This is a genomic window from Pseudomonas sp. EB271-G4-1, from assembly GCF_058791355.1.
Genome location: NZ_JBYTEO010000048.1, coordinates 40,399 through 55,094, shown reverse-complemented (window position 1 = coordinate 55,094; position 14,696 = coordinate 40,399). Strand labels below are relative to the sequence as shown.

Sequence of the window (14,696 nt, the reverse complement as noted above, 5' to 3'; positions counted from 1 at the left end):
CCCCCCCCCCCCCCCCCCCCCTCCCCCCCCCCCCCCCCCCCCCCCCCCCCCCCCCCCCCGCTCCCACATTGGTTTGGCAGTGCGGTAGATTCATTGGCAGCACCAACAAAAACGCCCCGATCAATGACCGGGGCGTTTTTTATTGCCTTTCGCGCGGGTTACGCGGCGATGGACAGTTTGAGCTTGTTCATCGCGCTCTTCTCGAGCTGGCGAATACGCTCGGCCGACACGTTGTACTTCTGTGCCAGGTCGTGCAGCGTGGACTTTTCTTCTGCCAGCCAGCGCTGGTAGAGGATGTCGCGGCTGCGGTCGTCCAGCACTTCCAGCGCTTCGTGCAGGTTGTGGTTGGAATTGTCGCTCCAGTCGGCATCTTCCAGCTGACGGGCCGGGTCGTACCGGTGGTCTTCCAGATAGTTGGCCGGTGACTGGAAGGCACTGTCGTCATCGGCTTCGGCCGCCGGGTCGAAGGCCATGTCGTGACCGGTCAGGCGACTTTCCATCTCGCGCACTTCCCGCGGCTCCACCCCGAGGCTTTCCGCCACACGGTGGACTTCCTCGTTGTTCAGCCACGCCAGGCGTTTTTTCTGGCTGCGCAGGTTGAAGAACAGCTTGCGCTGGGCCTTGGTGGTCGCGACTTTCACGATCCGCCAGTTACGCAGGATGAATTCGTGGATCTCCGCCTTGATCCAGTGCACGGCAAAGGACACCAGGCGCACGCCCATTTCCGGGTTGAAGCGCTTCACGGCCTTCATCAGGCCGACGTTACCTTCCTGGATCAGGTCAGCCTGGGCCAGGCCGTAGCCGGAATAGCTACGGGCGATATGTACGACAAAACGCAGGTGGGCGAGCACCATCTGCCGAGCCGCCTCAAGATCCTGCTCATAATAGAGACTCTCGGCCAGTTCACGCTCCTGCTCCGGCGTCAGCAATGGAATGCTGTTGACGGTGTGCACATAGGCCTCCAGGTTCGCACCCGGGACCAGAGCATATGCAGGCTGCAAAGAATTGGTCATACGAAAAAACCTCCCACTTACATACTCGTGCCATTGGCACTGCGAAAATTGACCGGAAACCGAAAGACAAGTTCCCTTAAAAACTGCAAGGTCAATACGCGCAAAAAAGATTCTACTTCGGCGCCAGCTCCCTGAGATGACGTGCGACTGCAATCCATGCACCGATATAACCCAACAGCACCGCGCCAAGCAAGAGAGACAGACCGTCGGCAACCGGTACGCCGGCCAGTGCGAAATCACTGCCGTACAACCCGGCCAAGCCGACCACCGCATCGTTCAGCCAGTTCAGGCCGAACGCCAATACGCCCCAGGAAAGAATCCCCGCACCGAAACCATACAGCGCCCCCATGTAGAGAAAGGGTCTGCGCACATAGCTGTCAGTGCCGCCTACGAGTTTAATCACTTCTATCTCTGTGCGGCGGTTTTCAATATGAAGACGAATGGTATTGCCTATCACCAAAAGTAATGCAGAAACCAGAAGCACGGTCAGACCGAAGACAAATCGGTCGCCCAGCTTGAGGATGGCTGCCAGACGCTCGACCCAGACTAGATCAAGCTGCGCCTGTTGTACCTTCGGCAGTTCGGAAAGTTTTTGTCTTAATGCTTCAAGAGCTGGCTTGTCGACTTCTGTCGGCGTTACCAATACCACGCCAGGCAGCGGGTTTTCTGGCAGTTCCTTGAGCGCCTCGCCCAGTCCCGACTGCTGCTGGAACTCTTCCAGCGCCTGGTCCCGACCAACGTATTCGGCATCGGCCACCCCAGGGATACCCTTGATCTGTTCGCGCAGCGCCTCGCCATCCGTCGCGCTGGCCTCGAGTTGCAGGTACAGGGAGATCTGCGCCGCGCGTTGCCAGGAACCACCAAGGCGCTCAACGTTACTTAGCAAAAGTGACAGGCCCATGGGCAAACTCAAGGCAACCGCCATCACCATGCAGGTGAAAAAGCTGCCGATGGGCTGCTTGCCCAGGCGACGCAAGCTGTCGAGCAGGCTGGCGCGATGACTTTCGATCCAGGCGCGCAACAGCGTGGCGAAATCCGGGCCATCATCGTCGTCGTGTTTTTTCTTCTGCGGTTGCGGGTCGGCGGCCTTGGGGGCCACGCGCTCGGAAACCTTTGGACTGCGAGTAGCGCTCATTCGCCGGCCTCCCCATCGCCGATCAATCGGCCGCGTTGCAGCGTCAGCATGCGATGGCGCATGCGCGCAATCAGGGCCAGGTCGTGGCTGGCGATCAGCACGCTGGTGCCCAGGCGGTTGATGTCTTCGAACACACCCATGATTTCCGCCGCCAGACGCGGGTCGAGGTTGCCGGTCGGTTCGTCCGCCAGCAGCAGGGCCGGGCGATGGACGATCGCACGGGCGATGCCGACGCGCTGTTGCTGACCGGTGGACAAGTCACCGGGATACAGGTCGGTCTTGTCCGACAGCGCCACGCGTTCCAGGGCCGAGTCCACGCGCTTGGCGATTTCGGCCTTGGACAAACCGAGGATCTGCAACGGCAGCGCGACGTTATTGAACACCGTGCGATCGAATAGCAGTTGGTGGTTCTGGAACACCACACCGATCTGCCGACGCAGGAATGGAATCTGTGCGTTGCTGATGGTGCTCAGGTCTTGCCCAGCCAGCAGCAGCTTGCCGCTGGTCGGACGCTCCATGGCCAGCAACAGTCGCAGCAAGGTGCTCTTGCCGGCACCGGAATGGCCCGTTACAAACAAAAATTCGCCCCGACGGACTCGAAAGCTCAGCTCATGCAAGCCGACGTGACCGTTCGGGTAGCGTTTACCGACCTGTTCGAAACGAATCATGAACGCTCCCGTTCGGCAAACAGTGCCTGGACAAAGGGTTCAGCTTCAAAAGTGCGCAAATCGTCGATGCCCTCACCGACGCCGATGTAGCGGATCGGCAGGCCAAACTGCTTGGCCAGGGCGAAAATCACCCCGCCCTTGGCGGTCCCGTCGAGCTTGGTCAGCGCCAGGCCGGTCAGTTCGACGGTCTGGTTGAATTGCTTGGCCTGGTTGATGGCGTTCTGCCCCGTGCCGGCATCGAGCACCAGCAACACCTCGTGCGGCGCGTCGGCATCGAGCTTGCCGATCACCCGGCGAACCTTTTTCAGCTCTTCCATCAGGTTGTCTTTGGTGTGCAGGCGACCGGCGGTGTCGGCGATCAGCACATCGATGCCACGGGCCTTGGCGGCCTGGACGGCGTCGAAGATCACCGAAGCCGAATCGGCCCCGGTGTGCTGGGCGATGACTGGAATCTTGTTGCGCTCGCCCCAGACCTGCAATTGCTCGACCGCGGCAGCGCGGAAGGTGTCGCCGGCGGCCAGCATGACTTTCTTGCCTTCCAGCTGCAGTTTTTTCGCCAGCTTGCCGATCGTGGTGGTCTTACCGGCGCCGTTGACGCCCACCACCAGGATCACGAAAGGCTTGTTCTGCGAGGTGATTTTCAGCGGTTGCTCGACGGGCTTGAGCATGGCCGCCAGCTCGGCTTGCAGGGATTTGTACAGCGCATCGGCATCGGCCAGTTCCTTGCGCGCGACCTTCTGGGTCAGGCGCTGGATGATCACTGACGTAGCCTCGACACCAACGTCGGCGGTCAGCAGGCGGGTTTCGAGGTCATCGAGCAGTTCGTCATCGATGGCTTTCCTGCCCAGGAACAGGCTGGCCATGCCTTCGCCGATGCTGGCACTGGTCTTGGACAGGCCTTGCTTGAGGCGGGCGAAGAAACCGGCTTTGGTTTCTTCGGTGCGTACCGGCTCGACTGGAACTTCGATAGGGGCAGCGACAACAGGAGCAATAACAGGTGCAGGTGCAGGTGCAGGTGCAGGTGCAGGTGCAGGCTCTGGCGCCTGGACAATCGGTGCAACCGGCGGGACAAATGCAGCGACCGCGGGTGGCGGTGCAGCCTCGACGACGGGCGCAACGACCGGCTCGACCACGGGTGCCTGAACCGGCTCAGGCGCAGAAACCGCCTGCGCCGGAATCGGTGGTGTCACGTGCGGCGCCAAGTCATCTTCGACCAGCGCCACCGGCTCTTCCGCCACTGGCAAGGTCAACCAGGGCTCGGTGACCGGGGTCAGCGGCAATTCGGCGACGACTTCAGTCGCTGTTTCGACAAGCGGTTGCAGCACCGGCTCGGCGATCGGCGACACAACCGGCGCAGGTTCGGCGTTTATTACCGGCGCGGGCGTTGGCTCAGGTAGTGGTTGTGGCTGTTCGACGACGGGTTCCTGCGGCTTTTTGCGCAGCCATCCGAACAGGCTTTTCTTTTCACCAGCCGCAGCTGGGGTCTTCTTGTCGTCGTTGGAACCAAACATGGAGGACGGCTATCTCACGGTAGCGACGCGCCAACGGGCGCCCCGGCAAATGAATATTCGATGCAGAACAGACTGCGATTGACCCAGCTTGTTCATGCGCAACATTTTGTCGAGGTGCAAAAGGCACCCTGCAAAAACGATTTCACTAAGGACTGATGGCGGAAAATCGGCGAAAAAGCAGAGTTTAGTTGATAAACCACAGCTTACTGCCGCAAACCCAAACAACCTGATCAAACGTAAAGGCCTGATAGGCGTGGCCGCCAGTAAAACGGATCAGTATCCTAGCACCCTCTCGCCCGCTGAAGCTAAGAACAAGCGGGCAGCCCCAAAGGTTTAAAAACGAATGAATGCCCTAGCCCGCCGCGCTGCAGGCCTGCTGCTCAGCACACTTTGCCTGCCCCTTTCGGCCCTTGCGGCCGACCCGCAACCGACCCACGAATTCACCCTCGACAACGGCTTGAAGGTCGTCGTGCGCGAAGACCATCGCGCCCCGGTGGTGGTTTCCCAAGTCTGGTACAAGGTTGGCTCCAGCTACGAGACGCCCGGCCAGACCGGCCTGTCCCATGCCCTGGAACACATGATGTTCAAGGGCAGCGAAAAAGTCGGCCCTGGCGAAGCGTCGCTGATCCTGCGCGACCTCGGCGCCGAAGAAAACGCCTTCACCAGCGACGATTTCACGGCCTATTACCAGGTCCTGGCCCGCGACCGCCTGGGCGTGGCCTTCGAACTGGAGGCCGATCGCATGGCCAGCCTGCGCCTGCCGCCCGACGAGTTCGCTCGCGAGATCGAAGTCATCAAGGAAGAGCGACGCCTGCGCACAGACGACAAACCCATGTCCAAGGCTTACGAGCGCTTCAAGGCCATGGCATACCCGGCCAGCGGCTATCACACGCCGACCATTGGCTGGATGGCAGACCTGGACCGCATGAAAGTCGAAGAGCTGCGTCACTGGTACCAATCCTGGTACGTGCCCAACAACGCCACGCTGGTGGTGGTCGGCGACGTGACGCCGGACGAGGTCAAGACCCTGGCCCAGCGCTACTTCGGTCCGATCGCCCGGCGTGAGGTGCCGTCGGCGAAGATTCCGCTGGAACTGGCCGAGCCCGGTGAACGCAAGATCACCCTGCATGTGAAGACCCAATTGCCCAGCCTGATGCTGGCCTTCAACGTGCCAAGCATCGCCACCACTGACGACAAGCGCCTGGTCAACGCCCTGCGGCTGATCTCGGCCCTGCTCGACGGCGGCTACAGCGGACGCATTCCGACTCAATTGGAGCGTGGCGAAGAATTGGTGTCCGGCGGCTCGTCGAGTTACGACGCCTACACCCGCGGCGACAGCCTGTTTACCCTGTCGGCAACGCCCAATAGCCAGAAGAACAAGACCATCGCCCAGGCCGAAGCCGGCTTGTGGAAGCTGCTTGAACAACTGAAAACCACCGCGCCGACCGCCGAAGAACTGGAACGCGTAAGGGCGCAGGTCATCGCCGGGTTGGTCTACGAGCGCGACTCGATCACCAGCCAGGCCACCGCCATCGGCCAGCTGGAAACCGTCGGCCTGTCGTGGAAACTGATGGACACCGAACTCGCCGAACTGGAAAGCGTGACACCGCAAGATATCCAGGACGCCGCCAAGCTGTATTTCACCCGCGAACGTCTCAGCGTCGCCCATGTTCTGCCGGAGGAGACGACTCATGAGTGAGCCTAAAAAACCGCGCCTCGCCCTGCTTGGCTTGATCGCTGTCGCCCTGATCGGGTCGGCCGCGTTCTATTTTTCCAAGACCGACCCGTCCAATGCCAGCGAAGCGCTGGACAAGGCCAAGGCCAGCCAGAAGCTGCAGTCGTTGACCGAACTCAACGGCAAGGCCCCGAGCCACCGTAAGCTCGATGTGCAGACCTGGAACACTGCAGAAGGCGCCAAGGTGTTATTCGTCGAAGCCCGTGAGCTGCCGATGTTCGACATGCGCCTGATCTTTGCCGCCGGCAGCAGCCAGGACGGTGACGCTCCGGGCCTGGCGCTACTGACCAACGCCATGCTTAATGAAGGCGTGGCTGGCAAGGATGTCAGCGCCATTGCCCAGGGCTTCGAAGGCCTGGGGGCCGATTTCGGCAACGGTGCCTACAAAGACATGGCGGTTGCCTCGCTGCGTAGTCTCAGCGCCGCGGACAAACGTGAACCGGCCTTGAAGCTGTTCGCCGAAGTGGTCGGCAAACCGACCTTCCCCGCCGACTCGTTTACCCGCATCAAGAACCAGATGCTCGCCGGTTTCGAATACCAGAAACAGAACCCCGGCAAACTCGCCAGCCTCGAGTTGATGAACCGTTTGTACGGTAATCACCCCTACGCGCACGCCAGCGATGGCACGGCGCATACCGTTCCGGCCGTCACCCTTGCGCAACTGCGCGCGTTCCACCAGAAAGCCTATGCCGCAGGCAACGTGGTGATCGCGCTGGTCGGCGACCTGTCCCGCGCCGAAGCCGAAGCCATTGCCGCGCAGGTATCGGCCGCCCTGCCCAAAGGTCCGGCCCTGCCGAAGATCGAGCAACCCGCCGAACCCAAGGCCAGCATCGGCCATATCGAGTTCCCGTCCAAGCAAACCAACCTGATGCTCGCGCAACTGGGCATCGACCGCGACGATCCGGATTACGCGGCACTGTCCATGGGCAACCAGATCCTCGGTGGTGGCGGTTTTGGTACTCGACTGATGAGCGAAGTGCGCGAAAAGCGTGGCCTGGCGTATGGTGTGTACTCAGGTTTCAGCCCGATGCAGGCACGTGGCCCGTTCATGATCAACCTGCAGACCCGCGCCGAAATGAGCGAAGGCACCCTGAAACTGGTGCAGGATGTACTCGCCGACTACCTCAAGACCGGCCCGACCGAAAAAGAGCTCGACGACGCCAAGCGCGAACTGGCTGGCAGCTTCCCGCTGTCCACCGCCAGCAACGCCGATATCGTCGGCCAGTTGGGCGCGATTGGCTTCTATGGCTTGCCACTCAGTCATCTGGAAGACTTCATGCAGCAGTCGCAGAACCTGACCGTCGAGCAGGTCAAGACAGCAATGAACAAACACCTGAGTACGGACAAGCTGGTCATCGTCAGCGCTGGCCCAACCGTGCCGCAAAAGCCGTTGCCGGCCCCTACTGATAAACCCGCCGAGCAACCGCTCGGGGTTCCGGAGCATTAATGGCCACTTCTCGCCCGAAAAAACCTGTCCACAACGTGCATAACGGTGTGAACCAGCTGCGCATCATCGGCGGCGAATGGCGCAGCCGCAAACTGAGCTTCCCCGACGCTCCAGGCCTGCGCCCGACGCCGGACCGGGTGCGTGAAACCCTGTTCAACTGGCTCGCACCCTACGTCCCGGGCGCCAAGGTGCTCGATCCGTTCACCGGCAGCGGCGCGCTGTTTCTCGAAGCATTGTCCCGTGGCGCAGCCATGGGCCAGGCACTGGATGCCAGCAGCCTTGCGGTGTCCAGCCTCAAGGAGCACCTGGGCACGCTGCGTTGCACCACCGGCCAGGTCCAGACCGCCGATGCCCTGCGTTATCTGGAAACCCAGCCAGCGATTGCCTACGACCTGGTGTTCCTTGACCCGCCGTTCAACCAGAACTTGCTGCCCGCCGTTTGCACGCTGCTAGAAGAGCGCCAGTGGCTGGCCGAAGATGCCTGGGTGTACACCGAAAGCGAAAGCGCACCCTCGACCCTCGGCCTGCCTGAGAACTGGCGCCTGCACCGGGAGCAGAAGTCCGGACGTGTCTACTACTCGTTGTGGCAACGCAGCGCCTGAATCCCTGTGACATGACCGCCCCGCAATTACCCTGAATACGCGCTACATAGTTACCGCCAGACGACCCTCCAGATAATCCACAGTGGTTTGTGCAAATACCTGCAAACCACTGAGGATGTACACGGATGAACATCTCCCGCAGCACATGTCTGTTGCTCTTTATCGGGTGGCTGCCGCTCTTGGCTGTCGCCGCATCACCCCCTTTGACTCAAGCTTTCACCCTGGACAATGGACTTAAGGTTGTCGTGCGTGAAGATCATCGATCTGCAGCCGTCACCGCCCAACTCTGGCTGAAAGTCGGTTCAAGCTACGAAACGCCTGGCCAGTCCGGCCTGTCCCACGCCCTCGAGCACATGGTCTACAAAGGCAGCAGCAAAGCCTGCGCCGGAGAGTTTCCCGCAATACTGGAGAAACTCGGGGCCAACGAAAACGCATTTACCGGTAAGGACTACACCGTCTATTACCAGACACTTGCCCCCGGCAGGCTGGCTGTTGCGTTCGAAATCATGGCCGACCTGATGAGTACGGCCAGGTTGCGTGAGCAAGATTTCACCACGGAGCTGGACGTTATAAAGCAGGAGCGTCGCAATAGTATCGACGACCATGTTTCAGCCCTGAGCCTCGAACGCCTGGAAAGCCTCGCCTACCTGAGCAGCGCCTATCGCACCCCGGTCATAGGCTGGATGCACGACCTGCAGCGGCTGGAGGCCCTTCAACTGCAGCAGTGGTACCAGGCCTGGTACGCACCCAACAATGCGACGCTGGTGGTCGTTGGCAATGTCACGCCTGACGGGGTCAAGGCGTTGGCACAGAAATACTTCGATCACCTGGATCGACGCACGACGCCGGTTGCCGTCGTACCTGTCGAATTGTCCACACCCGGCGAAAGGTCGTTGACCCTGTACGCCCCGATATCGGCTCCGCAGCTCATCATGAGTTTCAACATTCCTGGCCTGGCCACTGCGCAAGAGCGCGGGACCGCTCATGCCCTGCGCCTGCTCGAAATCCTGTTGGCAGGTTCCAACAGTGCACGAATCAAACAGCAACTGCAGTTTGGCGAAGCGATATTTTCCGAGGTCCAGTCAGGGTACGACGCCTTCACTCGCGGCGATTCGTTGCTGACCATCAGCACTCAACTCAACCTCGACAAGGTCACGAGTCCAGACCAGGCACTTGCGCGCCTGTGGCAAACGATTGATGAACTGAAAGGCAAGGCACCGGAAAAGGCCGAACTGGATCGGGCCAAAACCATCCTGATCGCCAACACGGTTTATGCACAAGATGATCTGGAAGGCCAAGCCAGTACACTCGGCCTGCTGGAAAGCATTGGCCTCGACTGGCAGTTGGCGGATCAGGACACGGATGAGCTGAACAAGATCACTCCCCTGGATATTCAAAACGCTGCAATCACTTACCTGACACGCGAACGGATGAGCATCGCCCGGATCCTGCCGGAGAAGAACAATGGATAAGTTCACACCCTTCATGAAAGGCATATGGCTAATACTGTCTGGCGTGCTGATGAGCGGGCAGGCGCTTACGGCTGTTGCCACCACAATGACCGCACCACAAAAAGTCATGTTGCAATCACTGAATGAGCCTCAGGCCCAATCGGTTGCGCGGTCGCTACCGATCAAGGGATACAAGACCCTTTCCGGAACCAAGGTCCTGTTCATTCGCACCCCCGGCCTGCCCATGTTCGACGTGCATGTCAGCTTTGCCGCCGGCAGCGCTCACACCCCCCATCAACCTGGCCTGGCAGCCCTGACCTACAGCCTTTTGAATGAAGGCGTGGATGGCAAGGACCTCAATGCCATTCTGGAAAGCTTCGACCAACTGGGAGCCAGACTGGGCATGGGTATCACTCAGGATCGGGCCAACTTTTCCTTGCGCAGCTTGAGCGATGAAGCCCAACGTGTTCCTGCCTTGGCGCTGTTTGCCCAGATGCTTGGCAAACCTTCATTGCCGGAACAGTCCCTGCCTGTGGCGAAGTCCCAGCTACTGCACTTCCTCGACACTGAGGACCAGTCCCATGCCTACCAGGCCAATAAAGCCCTACAGGGATTGCTGTCCCCCGGACACGGTTATGTACAGTCCGTGTATGGGACCAGGGACGGTCTTGCCGCCATCACCCACAATCAGGTCCAGGACTTCCACCGCCACGGGTACGCAGCAGGCAACGCGATGATAACGCTGGTCGGCGACCTTACGGAGGACGAAGCCCAGCGCATTGGCGCACAGATTTCCAGTGCATTACCCCTGGGACCCACCGTTGCCACGATAAAAGCCCCGGACAGTCCCGCCTCTCCAGGTTTTCTGCAGCTGCAAAGGCCAACGAACCAGGCTTACGTGCGCCTTGCCCAGCCAGGCGTCCTGCGCGCCAGTCCAGACTATGTTGCATTGCAGATGGCGAGCCAGATTTTCACAAATCGGCTGATGCATGAACTTCGTGAGCTTCGTGGTCTCACTTATGACGTTCAAGCCGGGCTTTCTACCCTTCAGGCGCAAGGCATCATGACAATCGAGCTGCAGACCAGACCGGAAGTCGCCGATGGGGTAATGACAAAAATCAAGGAGATGTCTCGTGACTTCCTGATCCACGGCCCCACCCAGGAAGAACTCGATGACACCAAAACGCGACTGGCCGGCAGCGCGCCATTGAACAGCACCACCAATACACAGATCGTGGGGCAGCTGCGCGACATCGCTGTCAACGACTTACCATTGAGCCTCGACTTTTCCACTGAAAAAGCCTTGGCATTGGACCTCGCATCGGTCAAGAACGCACTTATCCGACATCTCGACAGCGAGCAATGGAGCACAGTCATCCTGGGGCCCAAGGCCGACCAGCAACCGCTACCAGCCCCTATGGAAAGTGCGGCCAATGGCATCTGTCGCGAAACCGACGAGATTGTGGCAAGTTAGATTTCCCATGACGACGCGGTCGCGGCGCAAGCCGGCCGCGTCATTGTGCGGTTTCACGAAGACCTTTAACGAGAACGGATGTGCAACCCCGCCACACGATCACTGAACCGCCCGCCTTCAGACCAGCCTTCGGCCTCGGCAATCCGCACTTGCAGACCTTGTGGGGGCCGCTGTGGCGCAAAACCACCCACCTGCAACGCGAGCGTGAACGCCTGTGGCTCGAGGATGGCGACTTCCTCGACCTTGACTGGCATGGCCCGCACACTGTCGATGCGCCTCTGGTCCTGGTGTTGCACGGACTGACCGGTTCGTCGAATTCACCTTATGTTGCCGGCATACAGAAAGCGCTGGGCGACCAGGGCTGGGCCAGTGTCGCACTGAACTGGCGCGGCTGCTCCGGCGAACCCAATCTGTTGCCGCGCAGCTATCATTCCGGCGCCAGTGAAGACCTGGCCGAAACCATCAGGCACCTGCGGGCAAAGCGTCCACTCGCACCGTTGTACGCCGTCGGTTATTCCCTGGGCGGCAATGTGCTGCTCAAGCATCTGGGCGAAACCGGCAGTGCCAGCGGCGTGCTCGGCGCGGTGGCGGTGTCGGTGCCGTTTCGCCTGGACCAGTGCGCCGACCGCATCGGCCAGGGTTTCTCCAAGGTCTATCAGGCGCATTTCATGCGCGAGATGCTGGCCTACATCAAGAACAAGCAACGCCAGTTTCAGCATGACGGGCGCGAGGAGGGTCTCGCGGCACTCGCTGCGCTGGGCTCGCTGGAAAACATGCGCACGTTCTGGGATTTCGATGGCCGGGTGACCGCGCCCCTCAATGGTTTCGCGGATGCCCAGGACTACTATCGTCGCGCATCGAGCCGCTACTTCCTCGGCGAAATCTGTACACCCACCCTGATCATTCAGGCTGCCGATGACCCCTTCGTTTTTCCCCACAGCCTGCCGCAGGCTGACGAGTTGTCAGCCTGCACGCAATTCGAATTGCAGGCCCGGGGCGGGCATGTCGGATTTGTCGATGGCACGTTCCGCCAACCAGGGTACTACCTGGAGCGGCGCATTCCGCAGTGGCTGACTACCGTGGGACGCGGCTAGGCCATGGGCAACACCCAGGGCGAGTCCATCCACTTCTGGCAAACGGCGCCGTTGGCCGGGATCGAGCTGTTGTCGGCACGCTACATCGATCACCGTTTCGCCCCCCATGTGCATGATGGCTATGTGATCGGCATGATCATGGCCGGCGCCCAGCGTTACCGCTATCGCGGTGCCGAACACCTGGCAGGCAGTGGCACACTGGTGCTGATCAACCCTGATGAACTGCACACAGGCCACAAGGGTACGGAAGACGGCTGGTTGTACCGGGCGTTTTATCCCGACAGCGAGCAGATTCTTTCACTGTTGGCCGAGCTGGAACTGCCGACCCATCACCTGCCGGCATTCGGCGCCACGCTGTATCGCGACCAGGACCTGGTCAACGGCTTTTGTCAGTTACATCGCTTGCTGGAAAGCCCCGCCACAGCCCTGCAGCAGCAGACTGCCTGGCGGGAGCTGATGCTGTCACTGCTGCAACGTCACGCAGCGGTTCCCGTTGTCGGCAAACCGGGCAAGGAGCACCGGGCAGTGACTTTGGCCAAGGAGCTGCTGCAGGCACAACTGGCGGCGCCGCCTTCACTGGAAGAACTGGCGGCGACGGTGAACTTGTCGCCTTTCCACTTCGCACGGGTGTTCCGCCGCGCCACCGGCATGCCGCCACACACATGGCTGATGCAGCAACGCATCGCTCGGGCGCGGGCGTTGCTGCAGGGTGGTTGTTTGCCGCTGGACGTCGCGACACAGCTGGGGTTTGCCGACCAGAGTCATCTGAGCCGGCAGTTCAAGCAGGTGTATGGGGTTGGACCTGGAGCGTATCGCAGCGCGCGCCTCTAAAAGATCGCAGCCTGCGGCAGCTCCTACAGTGGCCTACTCAGGTAGGAGCTGCCGCAGGCTGTGATCTTTTGATCTTTACTCGCCGATGGCAACGCCCCGCGCAGGATCATTGATCCACTCACTCCACGACCCGGCATACAACGACCCCAACGGATAACCCGCCAGGCACAGGGCGAACAGGTTATGGCACGCCGTCACACCGGAACCGCAATACGCCACCAGATCGGCCGGCGAGCGCTCGCCGAGTTTTGCGGCAAACCGCTGCTTGAGCTGATCGGCTGGCAGGAAACGCCCGTCGCTGCCCAAGTTGTCGGTGAAGGCCGCACATTGCGCACCAGGAATGTGGCCGGCAATCGGGTCGATCGGTTCAACCTCGCCCTTGAAGCGCGGCAAGGCACGGGCATCGAGCAAGGTCAGCGCGGGTTGGGCCAGGCGCTCCTGCAACTGCTCGGCACTGAGGATCAGCGCGTTGTCCGGCACTCCGGTAAATGTGCCGCGGCTACTCGACGGTGGGTCCAGGCTCAGGGGCAAGCCCGCCGCGTGCCAGGCCTTAAGCCCGCCGTCGAGGATAAACACGCCGTCACGCTTGCCCAACCAGGCCAGCAACCACCAGGCCCGCGCTGCAAAGGCACCCGGACCGTCGTCGTACAAGACCACTTCGCTGTCGGCGTTGATGCCCCACGCCTGCAGGCGTTCGATCAAGTCCGCCGGCTCGGGCAATGGATGGCGCCCGGTCACGCCCTTGACCACTTTGCCACTCAGGTCGCGCTCAAGATCGGCAAAAGACGAGCCGGCGATGTGCCCTTGTGCGTAGCTGCGCTGGCCGTAATCCGGGTCTTCGAGAGCAAAACGACAATCAAGAATCACCAACCCCGGCTGGTCCTTTTTCAGGTCCAGTGCTTGCGGGCTGATCAGTTGCGCAATGGGCATAACGGGCTCCTGTGATGGGCTGTTTTCGATCCTGCAGCATTCGTTATTTCATACTTCTTCCAATGCCTGGGCCAACGGCACGTAAAACTCTTCAAACAGCGCATCGACCGCGTCGCGAGCCTGATCCGTGACGAAACCCGCCTCCAGCACCAATACCTGGTACACGCCGCGCTTGATGGCTTGTTCGCTGAGGTGGCTGGAGTTTTCCCGCGTGGTGCACAAAAAACGCACCCAGGAGGTGAGGATGATCCAGGCATTGATCGTCAGGGACTCGATCTGCACCCGATCCATCTTCAGGATGCCGGCGGCAACAAAACCTTCGTAGATGGCGGCGCCCTGAATCACGCAGCGCTGGGAAAAGCGCCGGTAGCGGGCCGCCAGTTCCGGGTCACTGTCGAGCAAGTGCTCCAGGTCCCGGTGCAGGAACCGGTAGCGCCACATGGCTGACAACAGCTCCTTGAGGTAGAAACGCTTGTCTTCCACCGTGGCGGCGCGCCCCTGTGGCGGACGCAGGAAGCTGTCTACCAGACTCTCATACTCACCGAACAGCACGGCGATGATCGCCTGCTTGTTAGGAAAGTGGTAGTACAGGTTGCCCGGAGAAATCTCCATGTGGGCGGCGATGTGGTTGGTGCTGATGCTGCGCTCGCCCTGCTGGTTGAACAGCTCCAGGCTGTTCTGCACGATGCGCTCGCTGGTTTTTATCCTTGGGGCCATGGCTTGAGCTTAAATTCAGAGTGCGATGAGGGGCATCTTACGGCCTATCCGCGAGCGATAAAACAAAGCGGTGCCGAGGATGGTATTT

At 60.6% G+C, this 14,696-nt stretch carries 13 protein-coding genes; 7 read left to right on the top strand and 6 right to left on the bottom strand.

Annotated features, from left to right (window positions below):
- Window positions 1-158: 158 nt before the first annotated feature.
- The 4 genes from rpoH to ftsY form a co-directional block, all read right to left on the bottom strand.
- Window positions 159-1,013, bottom strand: coding sequence for an RNA polymerase sigma factor RpoH (gene rpoH / locus AC3WWR_RS22000; RefSeq protein WP_008065085.1), 855 nt, complete (start codon window positions 1,011-1,013; stop codon window positions 159-161).
- A 112-nt stretch (window positions 1,014-1,125) separates the two neighbouring features.
- A complete protein-coding gene (ftsX, locus tag AC3WWR_RS21995) occupies window positions 1,126-2,148 on the bottom strand; it encodes a permease-like cell division protein FtsX (protein ID WP_020797361.1) in 1,023 nt (340 codons plus the stop codon).
- Window positions 2,145-2,816 carry a cell division ATP-binding protein FtsE gene (gene ftsE / locus AC3WWR_RS21990; RefSeq protein ID WP_008065082.1) on the bottom strand — a complete coding sequence of 224 codons (672 nt, stop codon included), beginning with the start codon at window positions 2,814-2,816 and terminating at the stop codon, window positions 2,145-2,147. The genes ftsX and ftsE overlap by 4 nt, the downstream gene beginning before the upstream one ends.
- The gene (gene ftsY / locus AC3WWR_RS21985; protein ID WP_151143678.1) at window positions 2,813-4,327 is read right to left on the bottom strand and encodes a signal recognition particle-docking protein FtsY; all 1,515 of its coding nucleotides are present in this window, start codon (window positions 4,325-4,327) and stop codon (window positions 2,813-2,815) included. The genes ftsE and ftsY overlap by 4 nt, the downstream gene beginning before the upstream one ends.
- Window positions 4,328-4,670: 343 nt before the next feature.
- Here ftsY and AC3WWR_RS21980 point away from each other — a divergent pair, with 343 nt between their 5' ends.
- From AC3WWR_RS21980 to AC3WWR_RS21950, 7 genes are all read left to right on the top strand, one after another.
- Window positions 4,671-6,026 carry a M16 family metallopeptidase gene (locus tag AC3WWR_RS21980; RefSeq protein WP_020797359.1) on the top strand — a complete coding sequence of 452 codons (1,356 nt, stop codon included), beginning with the start codon at window positions 4,671-4,673 and terminating at the stop codon, window positions 6,024-6,026.
- Window positions 6,019-7,509, top strand: coding sequence for a M16 family metallopeptidase (locus AC3WWR_RS21975; RefSeq protein ID WP_020797358.1), 1,491 nt, complete (start codon window positions 6,019-6,021; stop codon window positions 7,507-7,509). The genes AC3WWR_RS21980 and AC3WWR_RS21975 overlap by 8 nt, the downstream gene beginning before the upstream one ends.
- Complete coding sequence (gene rsmD, locus AC3WWR_RS21970) at window positions 7,509-8,111, top strand: 16S rRNA (guanine(966)-N(2))-methyltransferase RsmD (RefSeq protein WP_020797357.1); 603 nt, start codon at window positions 7,509-7,511, stop codon at window positions 8,109-8,111. The genes AC3WWR_RS21975 and rsmD overlap by 1 nt, the downstream gene beginning before the upstream one ends.
- Window positions 8,112-8,236: 125 nt before the next feature.
- Window positions 8,237-9,583 (top strand): M16 family metallopeptidase, encoded by a 1,347-nt coding sequence (locus tag AC3WWR_RS21965; protein ID WP_432668702.1) that lies wholly within the window; start codon window positions 8,237-8,239, stop codon window positions 9,581-9,583.
- Window positions 9,576-11,036 carry a M16 family metallopeptidase gene (locus AC3WWR_RS21960; RefSeq protein WP_151143684.1) on the top strand — a complete coding sequence of 487 codons (1,461 nt, stop codon included), beginning with the start codon at window positions 9,576-9,578 and terminating at the stop codon, window positions 11,034-11,036. Before AC3WWR_RS21965 ends, AC3WWR_RS21960 begins: the two co-directional genes overlap by 8 nt.
- Before the next feature lie 98 nt (window positions 11,037-11,134).
- Window positions 11,135-12,130: a hydrolase gene (locus AC3WWR_RS21955; RefSeq protein WP_083350197.1), complete on the top strand. Its 996-nt coding sequence runs from the start codon at window positions 11,135-11,137 to the stop codon at window positions 12,128-12,130.
- 3 nt (window positions 12,131-12,133) lie between these two features.
- Window positions 12,134-12,961, top strand: coding sequence for an AraC family transcriptional regulator (locus tag AC3WWR_RS21950; protein ID WP_432668703.1), 828 nt, complete (start codon window positions 12,134-12,136; stop codon window positions 12,959-12,961).
- 75 nt (window positions 12,962-13,036) lie between these two features.
- On the opposite strand, the gene AC3WWR_RS21945 is transcribed toward AC3WWR_RS21950, so the two are convergent.
- Window positions 13,037-13,891, bottom strand: a complete 855-nt coding sequence (locus tag AC3WWR_RS21945) for a sulfurtransferase (protein ID WP_020797352.1) — start codon at window positions 13,889-13,891, stop codon at window positions 13,037-13,039.
- Window positions 13,892-13,939: 48 nt separating this feature from the next.
- The gene (locus tag AC3WWR_RS21940; protein WP_020797351.1) at window positions 13,940-14,608 is read right to left on the bottom strand and encodes a TetR/AcrR family transcriptional regulator; all 669 of its coding nucleotides are present in this window, start codon (window positions 14,606-14,608) and stop codon (window positions 13,940-13,942) included.
- Window positions 14,609-14,696: the final 88 nt, after the last annotated feature.